Genomic DNA, 18,662 nt, shown 5'->3' with positions numbered 1-18,662 from the left:
GAAGAAAGAGGTTAAAATTTGATTTTATTTTCTTGATGCATTATAGCGCATAAGACCGATTTTTCGAATAAATATAAGTATTACTACTTTTGAATCAGCAATTAGACGAGGAAAAATATAATATCTTAAAAAATGTAATGAAACCCAAAAATACATTAATTTTTTTCTTAGAGGAAAATTAGTTTGAAATAAAAAGTGATTTAAATATTTGAAATTATTTTTTAATACTTGAAAACGTCCCGAATAATTTATATAAATTTCTGGATTTTTAATTTCATAACTTATTGAAAAATCATTTCTAAAGTATGAAACCTTGTCTATATAATCGATATCACCCCATATCATTGCATTTATAAACCATGCATATTCCATTCCATAAAATTCTACTCTACAATATATCTTAGGAATTAAATTTGCTTTTACCATGCCACTATGGATAATTTGTTGATATTCAACATTTTTTCCTAACGAATCTTTGCATCGTAATATGTTTCTTACCATTTTTCTAAATGGTAGGTTTCTTAAAAAATCAAAGTATCGAAAATGACGGATATCCCCATTATCATAAGAAACTTTGACAGCAGTTGTAATCAAAACAGCATTTGTATTTTTTATAAATTGATTAATACACAATGTGAGATAATTTGTTGCATAATGATCATCAGGGCAAACCCACACAAAGTATTCGCCAGATAATTTTTGAAAAAGTTTTTCCAGATTGTTCATAACACCTAAATTTTTATCATTCTTATACAGCCTGACAAAAGAATATCGATTTGCATATTCTTGACACAATTCGTAGGTGCCATCTGTTGAGAAATCATCCATTATAATGAGCTCTTTATTAACATAATCTTGATTTACTAAACTATTTAAAGCTTCTATGAAAAGCTCAGGCCCGATGATTTTTGAACTTTGATGATTATATGTCAACAGACCCATTGTTACCAAAGGTAAAGTTAGTTTTTCTTGTGTTTTAAAATCCATATGTAATTTTTCCATATTGAAATTCAAATTAATTTTAAAACTTTAAGATAAATTTAGTCCAGCGCCAACGCCAATTTTTATCGGTTAGGGCAAATTGATCTATAAAAATATTTCGCACTTTTTGCACTTTATTGCTAAACCACCATTCTTCTGCATTCTTATATTGCATATTAACAGCATGGGCAGCTGATTCAGGATTATCGAAAAAGATGCCAACTTTTTTAAATTCTTGAAACATTTCTTCAGCATATTTGGTAAATTTAAGTTCTGGACATCCAAAATATATAATGACAGGTGTATTGGCAGCCATCGCTTCATAAAAAGCTGTTCCATAATGATCTAATATCAATAATTTTGTTTTTAAAATGTTTTTAATCATATCGCCGGTTAGAATTTTTAAATTTGGATAAATAGTTTTCATATATTTTTCTTCACTAAAGTATGCTGTATCAGAATTGGGAAAGGGGCGATAATAAAAGTTAGGTAAAATATCTTTATTCAAATGCCGTATAAAAACTTCTTTAGAAATATAATAGTCTAAGAAATAAGTAGGATCAGCACTACAAATGCCGTCCATTGTCTGTCTTTGAGAAGTTCCAACCAAAATGACCGACTCATTTTTGAATTTATGTTTATCACGTAGGCGGGATAAATGTGGACTTGGCAATGTCATAAATTTGCAAGGTCTATTTTTAGGTTCAACGTTTCCCCAATTAATGAAATAGTTTCCATAATATTCATATGAGTCTGAAAGCCAAATATTTTCAATTGTACAATAATGTGAGCCATGTTGTGAAAATACAATTTTTTCTCCTTCAGATATGGCAACAGCATGCAAAAAACTTTTATGATCATTCACAAATCCAGTCGAATCAAAACGCACTTTTCCCGCTATAAATGAATTTTCTTTTTTTATTTGAGTAATATTTTGTGAAAAAAGATCATCTATGGATCGAGGCATAGTTTTTCTAATAATATTATCTAATATTTTTATAAAATCATTATCAAAATCACAATTCGTTATATTTAAAACATTATTTAAATATTCACTTTGATCTTTTTTCCTTGACAGGACTTTTAAATTTAATATGAAAGAATATATTAAACTTTGTATTGAATCAATTCCATATATATTTTTAAAGGATCTTATTCTGTATGGCAAAGAATTTACAAAATAAGCATTTACAAATAAAATTAACCTGTAAATTTTTTTAATATTCTCAATATTACAAAAAAATATTTTTAAATCTTTCCAAAAACTTCTTGTTTCATGCGAATATTTAGCAATATTAAAAGTACCTTTATTTCTTTTTATTTTCACATTTTTATAATTTAAGCTCTCTATAATTTCAGAAGAAAACCATTCTAAAAAATCAATATTAGTCCATAAGTTTAAAAATAGATCATTTTTCGTTTCAAATCGATTAGATAAATCAGATTCGAATGTTTCTAAAACAAATTCTTTTTCTTTATTCATTTCTATAAATTTTTTAATATATAAATATTTTGAGAATGAAAAATTAATTATTGTAAAATAATACGGCATTAATGTAAGTATATAAAATTTTTCATTATAATTAACATTATTTTGAAACTCGTATGACTTTTTATATTTTAAAACATATAAATCTGCCAATTCTTTACATTTCTTATAAATAATCTCTCTTTCATTGAAATTATTAAATAATCTTAAAGTATTAATATTATAGAAACTTAAAGGTTTCTTTAAGAATTCCTGATTGAAATACGAATAAGAAAATAAGGCCATATCTTTTGTTGGATCTAATTCTTTTTTTAAAAGTCCTAAATGCAAATTAATCATGAAGAAGCAATTCCTTTATTACTTTGTATAAGCAAGTGGTTTATCTTTAGCAAAAAATATACTTGATACTATGATAAAAATATTTATTAATCTTTATTATTAATTGAGAGATCATATAATTTTAAAAAGATTTTCTTCATAAGTTAAAACATAAATATTTTTATTTTAGATGTTTTTGAAAGTATATTATCCAAAATTATTAATAGGATATCTATGCCAAAATATATGGTTTATATTAGTTGAAAATAAGATTGAAAGCATAAAGATATTAATGAAAAAATATTTCATAAAATGTAGTTAATTTTGATATACGGTATGCATTTTTAATTTTAATCTTTTTTTTAGAAAACGTTTATTGACTTTATAAAAATCAATTTTAGAAGCACATATCGTGGATATCTAAGAAGAGACTGGATAATCATATAAAGTTAATAAATTGTGCTCAGCAAGTTTCATAGCAATTGGATAAAGTTCCCATACAGGAACATCACATATCTCAGCAATATCAAGCATTGACTTAGTACCATCTGACCACGTAATTAAATCCATCATTAATCTAACTTCAGATTTACATGATTTTGTAGAAAGAGTTGGATACAGGCCACGCTTACCTAATTGTGGCTCACAAAAGACATTAACTTTCGGATAAGTATTCTTTTCCAATACTTCTATAGCTCGCTTAAGTACATTGTATCCACCATCAAGTCCCTCGGGCGTTACAACACTGATTAAATTATCAAGCGATGTATGATATTCATCATATTTTCCATACTTTGTTCGCATAATAGATGCAATTGGTAAATCAATTCCAGGAGAGCAATACTGTCTCTCATCACTTCCTCTATCTGCCCACTTATAGGATTTATATGTTGGATAAATATGCTTTAATACGTGTTTAGACACTGCATCACTAATTGTCTCACTATTACGCGATGGTAAATATGAATAATCACGATTATCTCCAATACAAGTCACATTAAAACCAGCAATAACTTTAGATTTTAGATAATCTTTGTTTCTACTAAGATAAGCAATAGATCCAATAGTTTCTGGAATAAAAACAAATCGATAACTAAATCTATTATTGGCTTTGCTTAATAACCATTTTGCTATAAAAGTAGTAACAGCTGGCCCAGAAAGCTCGTTATTAGCCATAGAAGGATGACAAACGTAGGTTGAAATGAAAATTTCGCTTTGAGATTTTCCTTTAATAAATAGTTCACCATAAGTTAACGAACCATCAAATAACTCACTATCAATAAACACCTCATACTCACCTTCCAGTAAGCTATCTCGCTGTTGTTGCGATATACAAAATCCCCAACGCGCTTTGTAGTACGAGGTAATATACGGTATAGCCGTAGGCTGATCTGATAATGAATATAGATTATCTTGTAATTCGTTGAGACTTAATTTCTTATGAATTGGGATGCTATACCCAACTAAATGGAGATTATTCTCTTTGAACGAACATATTTTTGTTCCACTTGGCGTGACAATGTAAGCATCATTAACTTTCCACTCTTTGGGAATAGTCCAATCGAAAACTGAAGTTCCAGTTGGAACTTCTACAATCGATAAGTCAGGCAAAACTTCTTTGATAATTGATAGCGTTTGCCTAACTCCATCACCAGTGATACTTCTATTCAAATGCCAAAGCGAACATGCAAATTTATGTATTTCAGTTCCTATCATTAAATTTCTCTATTACTTGGGCTTAACAGCTTCAACAACAAATGCAGAACACAAGAATAGTCCCCTCCATCCTGTAGTATCGTGCTCAAGTTTAAGAGCTTCATCGCGAAATAACTCTTTATTTTGTTCATTTAGATACGGCATCGCTGGATGAAAATGATACCAAAGTAGTTGAGTATCTACAAATCCACAAATCTTAAATAGATCTAAAACTTCGAATGGATTATGAAATTTTGATAAAATAGCATCGTATCCTGGAACATTATCATTTACAGATTCGTCGATTAGATGAGCACTTTCACCAATTAATCGTGCTGGCGGCTTATCCATCTCTAATCTTTTCTTTAGATCCATTTCGACGATTTTCTTAATCTTAGGACTAACTCCACGCAATAGATCATCCATAATAAATTCATAAGTATATTTATTGAATGTAAATAGCGAGAAGAGTTTATTCCTAAATTCGATAAAAACCCTTCCTCCTGGTCTCACCATATCCCGCATATTTTTAAGTACAAATTCATCATTTCTTACATGTGGAGTTACTCCCATCGCAAGCAAAGCATCGAATTGACCATCTTTTAAAAGAGAGGCGTATGTTATTGGGTCTTGAATATCCCCCCACATTATTTTGCTTTCATCTAAATTATTTTTTTTGAAATTATACTTACATTTAGAGACCATACTTTCACTGATATCGAATCCAGCAACATCAATACCACCTTTAGTTAAAGTCACTAAAGGGGTTCCTTCACCAACACCAACTTCAATAACACGCTTTACATTATTTCGAAGAAAAGAATTTAAGAGTAATTGAAGTCTAAAGTAGTTAGCAGGATATGCACGATTTACATCAGAAAGAAGATTTCGTTCGTACTGTAAATGATAATTTTCTGCTGACGCATCATAATGCTGCTGAAGCAAGTCTTTTTCCTTACTCATAAATTACCTCTTTGAATAATAATTATATTAAAGAATCAAAATACTAAGAATCCATTGTACAGTGAGCATTGATTTCATCAATGCTACTTTAAAATCTAAGCGTTTTTTAAACATCTGACCGTAACCCCCATTTCAAGTTGACACTTTTTCACCAAGAAAAGGGGAGTCAATGGACAAGTTAGCAGAGCCACGTAGGCGATTCGGGTACCATGAAAAACGTGCAATATTAGGGGAACATTTCTTCAGCATATTTGGTAAATTTAAGTTCTGGACATCCAAAATATATAATGAGCGGTGTATTGGCAGCCATCGCTTCATAAAAAGCTGTTCTATAATGATCTAATATCAATAATTTTGTTTTTAAAATGTTTTTAATCATATCGCCGGTTAGAACTTTTAAATTTGGATAAATAGTTTTCATATATTTTTCTTCACTAAAGTATGCTGTATCAGAATTGGGAAAGGGGCGATAATAAAAGTTAGGTAAAATATCTTTATTCAAATGCCTTGCCTGATTGCAAAGAAGGGCTCCTCCTGAATTGCGTCTTAAGGGTACCACTCGAAGCGATAGCGACGAAGGTGATTCGTCTAAAAAAAATGGGTACAGGAAATAGAGCCATATCCTTTATTGGGACTAATTCCTTTTTTATTAATCCTAGATGTGACTTTATCATTTGTAAAACCTTTTATGATTAGCTTAAAAATAAATTATTGTCAATAGAATAGATGAATAATTAAAGTTTATATAATATTAAATAATTTTAATTTTTAGAAGCTATAAGATGAATCTCTGAGCAAAAATGATTGTTGTCAAAAACTGCTTGAAGTTTGTCGATATTATTACCTAAACCTATTTGTAAATGACTAAGAAGTTTTTTTGAAGCATTATTTTTACTGAGCATAATAGTACAGCTTCTGTATAAATCTAACATATCTGTGCCAAATCTCCATTCGGCAATGGGTTTTACACCAATAAGAGAATTCATTTTTTTTATTGAACTTTCGGTGAATAAATGCGTATGCCCTCCAGAGAGCTGTCTTGGAAATATTTGATTGAATATATTTTCTAAAATGACAGACAATGAAAACATTGGTACTGAGTAGTAGAGATAAGTTGCTTTACATTCTCTAAATGCCTCAAATAACTTTTGTGGTTCTCGTAAATGTTCAATTACACCCAAAGCAGAAACGATGTCTGCTTGGGTTTCTTTAATCGAATTAAAAAAACATAGTTCATTGTAACATTTGAGTGGAGATATATTTCTGAGTAATGATATTTGCTTATTACCGTAGTCAGTCATAGCCTTGCTTATATCCATACCTATTGCTTCTATCTCTTTTTGAAGAGAAGCATGAACAAAATATCCGCTACCACAACCAATATCAAGAAGCTTATATTTTTTATTTGGAATATTTTCTAATAAAAACTCAACTTTTGGAATGTATATGTCGCTCGTTCTCTTATCAAAGTTGATATCTAAATAGTTTTTTGCATATTCTGTACCGCTATCTAATGAGTATAGATTTTCAATAAATAGCTTTGTATCTTCAAAAATACCATTCAAGTGTCCACACTCATTACAAAATGAATATTCGATTCCATTCTGCTGGAAATCAGAAGTTGTATTAAGTTTTGATTGGCAAATTTTACAATTTATTCGAGGCTCTTGTGAAGCATAAAGTTGATTTTGGATTATAGAATTATTAAGAAGTTTATCATTATCAGTGAAAAAATCTTTTTTAGTGTTAAGATAGAATGATGATGACTTTGAATATTTAAGTTTTACATTTTCGTTTGATTTTTGATGTGTATTTGACATAATTAGATTGCCTATTGAGTTAATTTAATCTTTATTTAGATGATTATCTTCAGATTTGATTGTGTCATTTTTTAAAATTCCAAAATAAAAACTGTTAATATATTTACCATTTTTATAAGAACTGTGTCTTAAAAATCCCTCTTTGCTAAACCCTATTTGACTTAATATATTTATTTTTTTTTCGTCATTTTCATATATTTCACACCAAATTTTTTCTAAATTAAGATCATTAAAGGCAAATTTTATTAATGATAATACAGTATCTTTTGCATATAAAGGGTCAGCATAGAGAGAGTCCTTTCCAATGTAAAAAGACAAATCCGCATTTCGATATATCCAGTGAACAGAACATAAGCCGCATGCACCGATCAGTTCAGAATTTTTTTTATCATAAATTCCAAACATAAAATCATTAGAATGGAGAGATTGGATTTTAGTAAACCATCTTTCTTGATGATCCATACTAAGTTCTTTAAATTCTCGAAAATATTTTCTAAAATCATTGCTATTTCTCCATTGCTGGAGCTGTTGCAGGTTTTCTTTTTCGAGAGGTAATAAATAAATACTTCCATTTGAAATCATGTTATATCCTCCCAACGAATGGGGGTTTCTGCATCAAGATCTTTATTTAACATTTTACCAAGTACATTTTGAACATCCTTTGGTAAAATTCCTTTTTGTGGTCTGAGCAACGTAGAGTTTTCTTTTGTTATCGGCTCACCCTTATAAATTTTTTGAGTAGTAACAAGGCCTCTTCGTTGGAGTATAATTGTTTCTTCTTCACATGCTTCTATTTTTTTCCAAGAGTTTCCTAATGCTTTTTCTAAATTTCGAATTTGTTCTGACATTTCTTTAAAGTCTAATAGATCCATTGCAAATGGATGATCTGGACCTTTTCTGCTTTTATCATCTGTAAAATGTTTTTCTATAACTCGAGCTCCTAAAGCAACTGATCCTAAAGGAACAGCTAAACCTGGTGTATGATCTGAATAACCAACAATACATCCATATGTTTGTCTATATGTTTCAATTGTTCTGATATTCGCATATTGAAATTGAGTTGGATATTGAGTAATACATTGAAGAAGTATTATTTTAGAATTTCTTGATTTGTCGAAAATATTCATTGCTTCATCTATTTCAGATAGTGAAGCTGCGCCAGTTGCAAGTATGATGGGTAACTTTGTTTCAGCAGCTAATTTAAGAAACTCAGGATTGCTAATCTCGCCTGAACCAATTTTTATACATGAAACTCCAATTTTTACCAATTCATCTAAAGCATTTAAATCATAAGGAGATGACATGAATTCCAATCCTAGTTCTTCTGTATATTGTTTAAGTTCTAGCATCCAATCAAGGGGAAATTCAGCAGATTTATATACTTCACCAACGCTTTGATCCCAGTTTTTTTGGAAAGAAGATTTTCCGAAATTATTTGCGCTGATAATTTTTTCGGTTTTAAATGATTGAAATTTTGCTACCTGAGCTCCGCAATCTTTTGCGTCTTTAATAAGTTTCTTTGCTCTGTCAAAAGAACCGTCAAAATTACTACCAATTTCAGCAATTAAAAAAGTCGGATTATTTATTGAAATATCATACCTTCCAATTTTAATGAGTTTATCAAACATACAGTCTCCGTTTTATAGCCATGAATAGTTAAAAATATTTATTTGGAAAAATTATTTCTATAATACTTTATATTATAAGCTTGTATTAGAATATTTTCAATTACTTCTTTCGTCTTGAAAAATGGTGTATTATCATTTATAGTTGGAATTAAACATTGATTTATAGCCCTTTTTGCTAAGGTATTTGTTTTCATTTGAGTTTTTATAAGCTCTTTTTCTTTCTTATAATTTTTAAGAACAGTTAATAGTAGTTCATATTTTGAGATAGAGTCTTGTGAACACAAATGATAAATCTTATCTAGATAGACCTGCTTTTTTCTCAAGGTTTTTGCCCAATCGTAAATCCATTTTACGAGCTGATTTACCGATATAGGAGTAATTTCATTGTTAGAATAGCCCTCTATGTTTTGATTACGAATAAGCGAGCACATTTTCCCTAAAAAACCATGGGAAGGTTCAAAAGGATGAAATCCTATTGGGGTTATTCTAATAATAATAGAATCATTACCCGCATTGTTTAATATAATTTCTTCGCATCGAATTTTTAATTTTGCATATACATTTAGTGGATTTACTGGTGGAGTGTTAGGACTACGCAGCAACGGGTTAACCCCCCATAATACTGCGTCAGTAGATGCAAACAATATAGGTACTTGATGATTTGAAAAAAAATTAACAAAATGATAAAAAGAATTAACAAAAATATTTTGCTTTTCGTCATTTAGCTTTTCTAATTCATCAAGGTCCGTTGGAAATGCTAAAAAAATAACGCAAGATGTATAATTAGCGTAAGTAAAAAGCTTTTCAGGTGTTAAAAAAACATCATTTTGTAGTTGAAAAATATTATTTGAATTTAGCCAATTCTTATGATGCCTAGAGACGTGTATTATTTCTTCTGAATTGAAAAGACTTATTAGGTTACTTCCAACTAAACCTGTTGATCCTATTAACAGGATTTTTCCACTTTGACTTTCTTTAGGTTCAGTTTTTACTATAAAAGAATATCTCTTTAGCATTTAAAGAATTCCTTTTTTAGATCTATTATTAATTTTAATTTGAAAAAATATTTTTATTACAAAGTATTAAAAATATTTTTGATATTAAAATAATCTTCAGGTGTATCTAAAGTTATTCTTTGGCTATAAAAATTGCCTTCAGGATTTGGGACATTAATTACATTATAAGCTCTTCTCATCCAAGGAGTAACGTGCTCTAAATCGTATAATTCAACTGCGTTTTGGTAGGCTTCTTTTAATTGTTTATAACCAAATACTTCACAATCATACCCATGAGGCCAAGTTGGTGGCAAGTTATTGCATGTATACTCTGCACTAGTTTTTATATGGGTTTCTAGAACATTACTGCAGACTTCTGGATTTATTAAAGGACAGTCACTTGTAATTCGCATGATTATTTGAGCATTTAAAAAATTTGCTGCTAAATAATAGCGTTCTAAAACATTTTTTTCTGAACCTCGAAATACTGTTACATTGTATTTATGAGATTCTGAAACTAATATATCATGTTCTACACCTTCAGGTATTGCACAACAAACTTCATCAATACCTTTAATATTCCAGGAGCGCATAAATACATGCCCAAGCACAGTTTTATCTCCTAAAGGAAGCATAACTTTTCCAGGAAGGCGTGTGGAAGTCATTCGTGCTTGAATTATGACAACTTTCTTCATAAATCTAAAATCCTAAGATGATTTTTATTGACTATAAGTATTTTATAATAAAATTATTTATATTTGCTTTTATTTTAAGACTCAATCATTAAGTTGAGTTGATGTGTATCAATCCATTCTGTATTTGTTTCACTGGAATAAACAAAACGCTCACATATTGGAATAAAATCAATACTATTATTAGCCCAACCTTTAACAGCAAATGGTAAAATAATGTAGCGATCATTTAATTCAATGGACTGCAGAGCTTCATCGGATGTCAGCATCCATTCATGTAATTTTTCACCAGAACGAATACCAATAACATGTGATTTTATTCCTGGTTGAATGGCATCCACAAGATCCGTTATTTTCATGCTTGGAATTTTTGGAATAAATATTTCGCCACCCTGCATTAATGATAAATTTGATAATACAAAATCCACCCCCTGCTGTAAGGTAATCCAAAAGCGCGTCATTTTTAAATCTGTAATAGGTAAAGATTCTGCTCCTTCAGATAAAAGTCTCTTAAAAAAAGGAACAACGCTTCCTCGAGAACCTACGACATTTCCATAACGTACCACAGAAAAAATAGTAGGATCGGAACCCCGGATATTATTGGCAGCAACAAATATTTTTTCTGCAGCAAGCTTACTAGCTCCATATAAATTAATGGGACTGACTGCTTTATCAGTAGATAGGGCAATGACTTTTTGAACACCATTTCTTAAAGAAGCACGTACAATGTTTTCTGCTCCAATGACATTTGTATGTATACATTCATATGGATTGTATTCAGCTATGGGTACATGTTTTAAAGCGGCTGCATGAATAACAATATCGACCCCTCTTAAAGCCATTTCTAAACGATTATAATCACGAACATCACCGATAAAATATCTCATAAACTTATATTTATTTTCGGGAAAATTCTGAGCCATTTCATATTGCTTTAACTCATCACGAGAGAAAATGATTAACTTTTTAGGTTCATATTGTGCTATGAGTGTTTCAACAATTTTATTTCCAAAAGATCCTGTTCCACCTGTAATAAAAATTGTTTTATTTGTAAGATCAGGTTTTCTAATGAGAAAGTTTTTAAGTGCATATTCTGTCATAGTTGTGTCCTAATTTAGGAAATGATGAATCTCTTTCAGAAATTATATGGTCATTAAGCGGCCATTTAATATCTATTGAGGGGTCATTCCAAATAATCCCTCCTTCATCTTTACTATTATAATATTGAGTGCATTTGTAATTTATGATTGCAAGATCGCTTAAAACACAAAAGCCATGAGCAAAACCTGGTGGCATGTAAAGTTGTTTGGGGTTTTTGGAGTTTAACTCAATAGAAAAATAATTTTTATATGTTTTTGAATTTGGTCTTAGATCTACAGCCACATCAAAAATTTTTCCATGGACAACAGTAACAAGTTGACCTTGATTTTTTTGAAAATGAAGCCCCCTTAAGATATTTTTTTTTGAAATAGAGATATTATCTTGAATAAATACTTCATTTATTCCTAGCTTTTTATATTCATTTTCACGCCAAGACTCAAAAAAACTCCCTCGAAAATCATAAAAAAAATTTACTTCTATTAATAATAGATCATCAAATCCAGTTTTATTTAATTTCATTGTTTAATATTTCATTTTAATTTATTAAAATTTACTAATCGTATTTTTTAATAAAGAAATGGTATCAAGTATTCCTATTTCCAGTTTTCCTGTAAAGCTAAACCCAGTATTTAAAAATCGAGTAGAAGAGACTTCATAAGAAAGCTGGTTCATAATTTTGTGTTGCACATATTCAATTTGAATATTTAGAATATTCTTTTGAATAGCATCAACCACTTCATTTACAGTGTGATTGTAAGTTGCTACATTCATTATATACCCATTGTACAATTCATTTTTAATGATCCATATAAAAGAATTTACGGCATCTTTAAGATCTAAATAAGGCCTTTTTTGATGAAATGCCGTTTCCCATACTGTAATAGGCTGGCCTAACACAGCTTGCCAACAAAACTTATTGACCGCGGTGTGGAATCGCATCCCTGGAGAAGTGCCATAGATGGTTCCAAATCTACAAATTATTCCCCTTAAGCCAATATTAAACAAATCTTTTAATAAATTTTCCTCACTTATTTTGCATTCTGCATAAGGACTTTGTGGAAATAATTCTGTACATTCTTCATCAACAAGTGAACTTTGTGAACCGTATACACTTGTAGTGGAAGGATATATAATAGGGATATTATTTTTGAGACATGCATTTGCAACAGCCCGTGTTGATTCTAAATTATTTTTATGTACCATTTCAGGCTTATCAGCTGTCCCCGATGCATCTGTCGTAGCTGCTAAATGAATAAGGCACTTTGCTCCTAAAATTATTTTATCTAATTCTATATTCTGAACTTTGCCTTCAATCATTCTATAATGAACATTTTTTGGTAAATTAAAAAGGCTTGCAAAACGTTGTGTGGACAAATCATCAATAATGATTACTTCAAGAAAGTCAAAATGTTTGGGAAGCTCTCTAATTAGTCTTGAGCCAATATGTCCTAGAGCACCTGTCACAACTATCTTCATATAACCCCTCGAAAAGTTAAAAAATCATTATAGTCACGCATGTAATCATTTTCATTATAAAACTTATCGGTTAATACTAAAAGAATTGCGTCAAAAGAATAATCCTGTTCGGCCCATATTGTAGGAGGAATTAAAAGACCTTCAGAGGGTTTATTTAAAAGAAATTCTTTTCTTTCATTTCCATCATCACAAGTAATCAGACATTCACCGTTAAGGGCAATAAGTAATTGAGAGCATTCTTTATGCGCATGATAACCTCTTTTACTTTTTTCTTGCGATTTAACTATAAAAAGGCGTTGCACTTGAAATGGAATATTAATTCCTCCTTCAAAAACTACAAGAAATGAGCTTTTAACATCATATAGTGGAAATGTAATCAATTGGAGTGTATTTATTCCCATTAATTCTTTTTGCATATTTTATTTATTCACCATATTTTTGTGAACATTTTTTAATACTAACTTTATTGTTTCACTTATGAGCTTTATTTGTTCTTCATTCACATTAAATGCACATGGTAGATTTATTGCTCTTTCGGAAATATCATATGCTATAGGACTATTTATACGACCCTCTTCAGATTTTGAACCAAATGCAGGAAGCGAAGTCAGGGGATAGAAAAAAGGACGGGATGGCAATCCTAATCGGTTTAATTCATTCATGACATAATCTTTAGTGACCGAGTGCGACTTTCCAAAAACAAGAGCCGTACACCATACACTATTTACAACACCTTCTGGTTCAGGATTTAAATAAATATCAGGAAGATCAATAAAACTTTCTTTAAATTTTTGCCAGATCCATCTTTTTTTAGCTACTAGCTCTTCAATTCTTAAAAATTGGGCATATCCAAGTGAAGCGGCTAAATTAGATGGCATATACTTAAAGGTAATTTCCGTATTAAAATAAGTTCCAGGTGCTCTTCCATGATCTCTTAAAAATTTGCATCGTTTGTAAAGATTTTCATCATCCATTAAAAGCATTCCGCCTTCACCAGTAGTAATTGTTTTCGTTCTATGAAAACTAAATACCGATGCAATACCAAACTTTCCAGCTCGGGTATTTTTGAATTTTGACCCTAGAGATTCAGCAGCATCTTCAATTAAATATATTTGATGCTTATCGCAAATAGACTGTAAAACATCCATATTTGGCATATTGCCATACAAATCAACGACTATAACTGCTTTTGTTTTTGAAGTGATTTTTTCTTCCATAGCAATTGGATCTATGCACCAATTTATGGGATCGATATCTGCAAATACTGTTGTGGCACGCTGATAAGTAATTGGTGCGGCACTTGCAATCCAAGTGCATTCCGGAACGATGACTTCGTCACCATCTTGTATTCCAAGGCCAGCAAGTAGTAAATGAATTGAAGTTGTGCAGTTTGGTGTCATTAATGAATATTTACGATCATGATAATTTGCAAATTCATATTCAAATTTTTCTACATAGGCATATGCATTTTTACCATACCAGCCATTTCTTAAGGCGTCTAAAACAAATTTTTCTTCAAAATCTGTAATCCAAGGGCCAGCCATAAAAATATCATTTTGCATAGATTTAAATTCCTTCAGTATCAACTTTTTCCAAATGAAACCTGATTTTAAACTTTTCTTTATCTATTATTAATAATGCGGAATAATTTTTATCAAAATCATGTGCGAGTATTTTCAAAATTATATCTATTTGTTCAGAATTTAGATTTTTGAAATTAATAATTTGATCACTAAATAAATCTTTTCTTTTAAATGTGGGTAGATTGTGGGTATCCTGTTGTCTTTTTATATATTTTTTGTCTCTAATTTTAGGCCAGTGGATTTTAAAAATTGTTATACAAGAATTTATTACCTTTTGATATAAATTATTTCCTGTGATTGGTAGGGTATAAGGCACTTCTTCTTGATACCAGATATCTCCACCATCAACTTGATTATTTATTTCATGCAATGTAACCCCTGCAGGACTTCTATTACGTATAGCCCAAACAACAGGATCTCTGCCTCGGCCAAATGGTAAAAAGCTTGGATGTATATTTAAGGAGTTATGAACTCTCTCTAATATATCATGCTTAAATATGTATCCTCCCCATAAATTTAAAAGCCAATCAAACTTTTCATTCATTAAGTTATTAATAGAAAAATTATCAATATCTATATATTGAATATTATTTATTTTTAGATAATTAATAATTTGTTCTTTTTCTGGATCGCTTACAACAATATAATTATAATCATTTATATATTTTTCAAGATGGAACTTTAAACACTCTAGTCCTATATATTTAGAAACAAAAATTAAATTTTTCATAAAGATAATTTTTTAAAAATCATATTACAAGAATGTTTTAATCTATAATTTTCAGGAAGAGACGAATTAGGCAATTCATAGTTTCCTAAAATTGGAACTTGAAAATCTACTAGATATATTAGTTTAAATGATAAACTATAAACAAAATTTCTGAATTCATCTATATTTATTTGTCTAATCGGTATTTTTTTATTATAAAAAATCTGATGACTAATAAAAGTTGGTATATTGCCGGCTAAAATATCTGAAAATACATAATAATATGGAGAATGCTTTGCATTCAACATAACTAATAGATTGCGCCAGTCATCAATATACTGTAATGTACTTCCAATATGAATAATATCTATATTTTCTTTTATATTTTCAATACTAGTAAAAAAGTATAACTTTTTAAATATATTTAGATCTCTAGGTCTATTTTCAATCAATTTTTTAGCATCAACTATATAGTACTCTACTTTTTCCATAGCATCTGGGACTGTAGCAATTAATTCTAAATATTGCAGTCCCATTCCTCCTCCAAAGTCTAAAATTTTTAATGATTCATTTTGGGATAGAATTGTTGCTATCATTATGGAAAGAGGATATTCATTTGAATGAAAAATTTTGTTTCTATACTTCTGCATCCCTTCAGTAACTCGTAATTTCTGTTTATTTATCCATATATCTGAATCAAATGCATCTAAGTCACCTTCAGCTTCTTCAAAGCTTTTAAAAACACCTTCCCAAACACTATTAATTTGATTCATCTCTATTATACTTCTATAAATTAAAGATTTTAAAATTATATATTCGTTTCATATCTAATTAAATTAAATTGAGTTCTATCAAAAATGTAGTACTTCATTCATTTTAAAAATATTATCTGATTCAAACTCAGGATATATTGGCAATGTTAAAATTTCTTGAACAATCTTTTCTGTTCTTTCTAGTCCCTCTTGTGAAATTCTAATTTTATCACAATATCCAGGATGTCTATGCACTGGATAAGCATAATGGATTCCAGTTTCAATTCCAATTTCTGCAAGATCGTATTTTAATAGTTCTCGTTTTTGTGAACGGACAACATAAAGGTGAAAAGCATGTTCACATTCCAGTCGAATTTTTGGAAGAATTAAATGTGATTTATTTAATTTCATTTCATATTCTTGAGCAATGGAATTGCGCTTTGCATTATTAGAATCGAGGTGTTTTAATTTTACACGTAATACAGCTGCTTGCAATTCGTCTAATCGAGAAACGCAACCAGGCTCTTGGCTAATCCGCTTTGAATTCCAACCATATTGGCGTATTTGCTTAATTCTCATTTGTAAGTGTTCGTTGTCTGTAATAATGCCACCTGCATCACCCAGTGCACCCAAATTCTTAGTGGGATAAAAACTAAAACAACCCGCATCTCCAAGTGTGCCAACTTTTCTTCCCTTAAAAGTTGCGCCATGGGCCTGAGAACAATCTTCTATCACAAGTAAATTATTTTTTTTTGCAATTTCTAAAATAGGATCCATGTCACACGGTTGCCCATATAAATGCACTGGAATAATTGCTTTTGTTCTTGAAGTGATTGCGGCTTCAATTTTATAAGGATCTAGTGTGTAATAATTTTCTTCAATATCAATGAGGACTGGAGTGGCTCCAGCTAACAACACAGCTGCTGATGTTGCTAGAGCTGTATGTGATACTGTAATAACCTCATCTCCTGCGCCAATATCAAATGCTTTTAATGTTAACGTAAGAGCATCAGTTCCGCTTCCGACTCCAATACAAAATTTGGTATTGTGATATGTTGCAAATTCACTTTCAAAACCTTCAACTTCTTCACCAAGAATATAGGTTCCTTTTTCGCAAACTTTTAAAATTGCTTCAAGAATTTCTTCTCTGTAACTAGAAAATTGTGCTTGTGGATTACTACAGAAAATTTTATTTTGATGGTTCATGAATAAGTTTCCTTGTTAAGTATTTTAACTTCAGGTACAAAGACTATCCAATTGCCTCCATTCTTTAAAAAGTCGCATTCTTTTTCAAAGATTTCATTTGAATGATTCCAAGCAAATAAAACAGCATAATCAGGTTTGTCTTTTTTAAACTCCTCATATGATTTTACTGGTATATGGCTACCAGGGGTAAACTTTCCGTATTTAATAGGTGTTGTATCGCTGATATACTCAATTAAAGATGAATCAATTCCACAGTAATTTAAAATAGTTGTGCTTTTAGAGGTTGCAGCATATCCTACAACACGCTTCCCATCTTCTTTCAATTTATTAAGTAGCTTTATCAAATCATTTTTATTTTGTTCACAATTTAATTTAAATTTTTGGAACGTTTGAAATTTATCCAATCCTAATTCTTTTTCTTTCTTAAGCTGTTTCGTTACTGAAATATTAATATCTTTGCTTCCTCTGCGGCATAAATAATAACGCATAGAGCCACCATGTGTTAACTGCGGTTCAACATGAAAAACTTCTAAATTGTTTAAGCCAAATGCATTTGTAATGGAGTGTACACTAAAAAGATAAACATGCTCATCGTAAATTTGATCATAGGAAGTCTTTTGCAAAACATCACCAAGATAGGGGTCTTCAAAAACAAATATTCCGTTTTCCTTTAATAATAAATTAACGCTTCGGGCTACTGAATGTATATCTGGAATATGACACATTACATTTGCTGCAAAAATAATATCAGCATGATTGTTGGATTCAAGAATATATGCAGCTGTTTCTTCATTAAAAAAAGAAGTGATTGCATTCACGCCATTTTGTTTAGCGACTTCAGCAACATTAGAAGAAGGTTCAATTCCAAGATGCTTAATTCCACGATTTGAAATATGCTTAAGCATTATACCATCATTGCAACCTATTTCAATTACAAAAGCATTTTCTGTATTTCTAAGATAATTATTCATAAAATGTTCAGCAACATTTTTAAAATATTCTTCCATTTTTCTAGATGTACTAGAAAAAAAAGCATAGCTGTCATGGAACATCATTTTAGGGTCGGGTTGATCTACGAGTTGAAACATTTTGCAATTCATGCAAAAAGCAGTATTTAATTCGAAAAAATATTCATTTTTAAATTTATCTAAACTTAAAAATCCATTTGCAATTGGCATGGAACCAAAGGACATAATTGATTCTATGTTTTTAGAACATACCCTACATTTCATTTTTTAGCTCCCGATAATTTCA

Annotated in this window: 19 protein-coding genes; all 19 read right to left on the bottom strand. The window is 30.1% G+C overall.

Features of this window, described 5'->3' with window-relative positions:
* Window positions 1–24 precede the first annotated feature (24 nt).
* The 19 genes from GCL57_RS13320 to GCL57_RS13230 all read right to left on the bottom strand — a co-directional run bounded on the left by GCL57_RS13320 (window position 25) and on the right by GCL57_RS13230 (window position 18,640).
* Window positions 25–987, bottom strand: a complete 963-nt coding sequence (locus GCL57_RS13320; RefSeq protein ID WP_161597766.1) for a glycosyltransferase family 2 protein — start codon at window positions 985–987, stop codon at window positions 25–27.
* Window positions 988–1,021: 34 nt separating this feature from the next.
* On the bottom strand, window positions 1,022–2,809 hold the full coding sequence (locus GCL57_RS13315) for a hypothetical protein (protein ID WP_152213849.1): 1,788 nt from the start codon (window positions 2,807–2,809) through the stop codon (window positions 1,022–1,024).
* Between the two features lie 399 nt (window positions 2,810–3,208).
* Entirely contained in the window at window positions 3,209–4,504 is a 1,296-nt protein-coding gene (locus GCL57_RS13310; protein ID WP_152213848.1) for a DUF4910 domain-containing protein, read from the bottom strand.
* Window positions 4,505–4,516: 12 nt separating this feature from the next.
* Window positions 4,517–5,428 carry a class I SAM-dependent methyltransferase gene (locus GCL57_RS13305; RefSeq protein ID WP_211363266.1) on the bottom strand — a complete coding sequence of 304 codons (912 nt, stop codon included), beginning with the start codon at window positions 5,426–5,428 and terminating at the stop codon, window positions 4,517–4,519.
* Window positions 5,429–5,672: 244 nt separating this feature from the next.
* Window positions 5,673–5,948 (bottom strand): hypothetical protein, encoded by a 276-nt coding sequence (locus tag GCL57_RS13300; protein WP_152213846.1) that lies wholly within the window; start codon window positions 5,946–5,948, stop codon window positions 5,673–5,675.
* Window positions 5,949–6,207: 259 nt separating this feature from the next.
* Entirely contained in the window at window positions 6,208–7,266 is a 1,059-nt protein-coding gene (locus GCL57_RS13295; protein WP_152213845.1) for a class I SAM-dependent methyltransferase, read from the bottom strand.
* Window positions 7,267–7,290: 24 nt separating this feature from the next.
* Window positions 7,291–7,848 carry a GNAT family N-acetyltransferase gene (locus GCL57_RS13290; protein ID WP_152213844.1) on the bottom strand — a complete coding sequence of 186 codons (558 nt, stop codon included), beginning with the start codon at window positions 7,846–7,848 and terminating at the stop codon, window positions 7,291–7,293.
* On the bottom strand, window positions 7,845–8,894 hold the full coding sequence (locus GCL57_RS13285; protein WP_152213843.1) for an N-acetylneuraminate synthase family protein: 1,050 nt from the start codon (window positions 8,892–8,894) through the stop codon (window positions 7,845–7,847). Before GCL57_RS13285 ends, GCL57_RS13290 begins: the two co-directional genes overlap by 4 nt.
* A gap of 38 nt (window positions 8,895–8,932) precedes the next feature.
* Window positions 8,933–9,910: a sugar nucleotide-binding protein gene (locus GCL57_RS13280; protein ID WP_152213842.1), complete on the bottom strand. Its 978-nt coding sequence runs from the start codon at window positions 9,908–9,910 to the stop codon at window positions 8,933–8,935.
* Window positions 9,911–9,966: 56 nt separating this feature from the next.
* Complete coding sequence (locus tag GCL57_RS13275) at window positions 9,967–10,584, bottom strand: cytidylyltransferase domain-containing protein (protein WP_152213841.1); 618 nt, start codon at window positions 10,582–10,584, stop codon at window positions 9,967–9,969.
* 74 nt (window positions 10,585–10,658) lie between these two features.
* The gene (gene pseB, locus GCL57_RS13270) at window positions 10,659–11,681 is read right to left on the bottom strand and encodes a UDP-N-acetylglucosamine 4,6-dehydratase (inverting) (protein WP_152213840.1); all 1,023 of its coding nucleotides are present in this window, start codon (window positions 11,679–11,681) and stop codon (window positions 10,659–10,661) included.
* The gene (rfbC, locus tag GCL57_RS13265; protein WP_152213839.1) at window positions 11,662–12,201 is read right to left on the bottom strand and encodes a dTDP-4-dehydrorhamnose 3,5-epimerase; all 540 of its coding nucleotides are present in this window, start codon (window positions 12,199–12,201) and stop codon (window positions 11,662–11,664) included. The genes pseB and rfbC overlap by 20 nt, the downstream gene beginning before the upstream one ends.
* Before the next feature lie 24 nt (window positions 12,202–12,225).
* Complete coding sequence (locus GCL57_RS13260) at window positions 12,226–13,158, bottom strand: SDR family oxidoreductase (RefSeq protein WP_152213838.1); 933 nt, start codon at window positions 13,156–13,158, stop codon at window positions 12,226–12,228.
* The gene (locus GCL57_RS13255) at window positions 13,155–13,574 is read right to left on the bottom strand and encodes a sugar 3,4-ketoisomerase (protein WP_152213837.1); all 420 of its coding nucleotides are present in this window, start codon (window positions 13,572–13,574) and stop codon (window positions 13,155–13,157) included. Before GCL57_RS13255 ends, GCL57_RS13260 begins: the two co-directional genes overlap by 4 nt.
* A gap of 3 nt (window positions 13,575–13,577) precedes the next feature.
* A complete protein-coding gene (locus GCL57_RS13250; RefSeq protein WP_211363265.1) occupies window positions 13,578–14,720 on the bottom strand; it encodes a DegT/DnrJ/EryC1/StrS family aminotransferase in 1,143 nt (380 codons plus the stop codon).
* Between the two features lie 4 nt (window positions 14,721–14,724).
* The gene (locus GCL57_RS13245) at window positions 14,725–15,471 is read right to left on the bottom strand and encodes a formyltransferase family protein (RefSeq protein ID WP_152213836.1); all 747 of its coding nucleotides are present in this window, start codon (window positions 15,469–15,471) and stop codon (window positions 14,725–14,727) included.
* Window positions 15,468–16,223 (bottom strand): methyltransferase, TIGR04325 family, encoded by a 756-nt coding sequence (locus GCL57_RS13240; RefSeq protein ID WP_152213835.1) that lies wholly within the window; start codon window positions 16,221–16,223, stop codon window positions 15,468–15,470. The genes GCL57_RS13245 and GCL57_RS13240 overlap by 4 nt, the downstream gene beginning before the upstream one ends.
* 78 nt (window positions 16,224–16,301) lie before the next feature.
* On the bottom strand, window positions 16,302–17,408 hold the full coding sequence (locus GCL57_RS13235) for a DegT/DnrJ/EryC1/StrS family aminotransferase (RefSeq protein ID WP_152213834.1): 1,107 nt from the start codon (window positions 17,406–17,408) through the stop codon (window positions 16,302–16,304).
* Window positions 17,405–18,640: a class I SAM-dependent methyltransferase gene (locus GCL57_RS13230; protein ID WP_152213833.1), complete on the bottom strand. Its 1,236-nt coding sequence runs from the start codon at window positions 18,638–18,640 to the stop codon at window positions 17,405–17,407. Before GCL57_RS13230 ends, GCL57_RS13235 begins: the two co-directional genes overlap by 4 nt.
* Window positions 18,641–18,662: the final 22 nt, after the last annotated feature.

It is taken from the genome of Fluviispira multicolorata (assembly GCF_009208585.1).
Lineage (GTDB): Bacteria > Bdellovibrionota_B > Oligoflexia > Silvanigrellales > Silvanigrellaceae > Silvanigrella > Silvanigrella multicolorata.
The sequence above is the reverse complement of the archived record's forward strand: the minus strand, read 5'-3'. Positions and strand labels throughout refer to the sequence as shown.

Bases quoted from the DNA above. Each gene is read 5' to 3' on its own strand.
- GCL57_RS13320 (WP_161597766.1), bottom strand. From the start codon at position 987: ATGGATTTTAAAACACAAGAAAAACTAACTTTACCTTTGGTAACAATG.
- GCL57_RS13315 (WP_152213849.1), bottom strand. From the start codon at position 2,809: ATGATTAATTTGCATTTAGGACTTTTAAAAAAAGAATTAGATCCAACA.
- GCL57_RS13310 (WP_152213848.1), bottom strand. From the start codon at position 4,504: ATGATAGGAACTGAAATACATAAATTTGCATGTTCGCTTTGGCATTTG.
- GCL57_RS13295 (WP_152213845.1), bottom strand. From the start codon at position 7,266: ATGTCAAATACACATCAAAAATCAAACGAAAATGTAAAACTTAAATAT.
- GCL57_RS13290 (WP_152213844.1), bottom strand. From the start codon at position 7,848: ATGATTTCAAATGGAAGTATTTATTTATTACCTCTCGAAAAAGAAAAC.
- GCL57_RS13285 (WP_152213843.1), bottom strand. From the start codon at position 8,894: ATGTTTGATAAACTCATTAAAATTGGAAGGTATGATATTTCAATAAAT.
- GCL57_RS13280 (WP_152213842.1), bottom strand. From the start codon at position 9,910: ATGCTAAAGAGATATTCTTTTATAGTAAAAACTGAACCTAAAGAAAGT.
- GCL57_RS13275 (WP_152213841.1), bottom strand. From the start codon at position 10,584: ATGAAGAAAGTTGTCATAATTCAAGCACGAATGACTTCCACACGCCTT.
- pseB (WP_152213840.1), bottom strand. From the start codon at position 11,681: ATGACAGAATATGCACTTAAAAACTTTCTCATTAGAAAACCTGATCTT.
- rfbC (WP_152213839.1), bottom strand. From the start codon at position 12,201: ATGAAATTAAATAAAACTGGATTTGATGATCTATTATTAATAGAAGTA.
- GCL57_RS13260 (WP_152213838.1), bottom strand. From the start codon at position 13,158: ATGAAGATAGTTGTGACAGGTGCTCTAGGACATATTGGCTCAAGACTA.
- GCL57_RS13255 (WP_152213837.1), bottom strand. From the start codon at position 13,574: ATGCAAAAAGAATTAATGGGAATAAATACACTCCAATTGATTACATTT.
- GCL57_RS13250 (WP_211363265.1), bottom strand. From the start codon at position 14,720: ATGCAAAATGATATTTTTATGGCTGGCCCTTGGATTACAGATTTTGAA.
- GCL57_RS13245 (WP_152213836.1), bottom strand. From the start codon at position 15,471: ATGAAAAATTTAATTTTTGTTTCTAAATATATAGGACTAGAGTGTTTA.
- GCL57_RS13240 (WP_152213835.1), bottom strand. From the start codon at position 16,223: ATGAATCAAATTAATAGTGTTTGGGAAGGTGTTTTTAAAAGCTTTGAA.
- GCL57_RS13235 (WP_152213834.1), bottom strand. From the start codon at position 17,408: ATGAACCATCAAAATAAAATTTTCTGTAGTAATCCACAAGCACAATTT.
- GCL57_RS13230 (WP_152213833.1), bottom strand. From the start codon at position 18,640: ATGAAATGTAGGGTATGTTCTAAAAACATAGAATCAATTATGTCCTTT.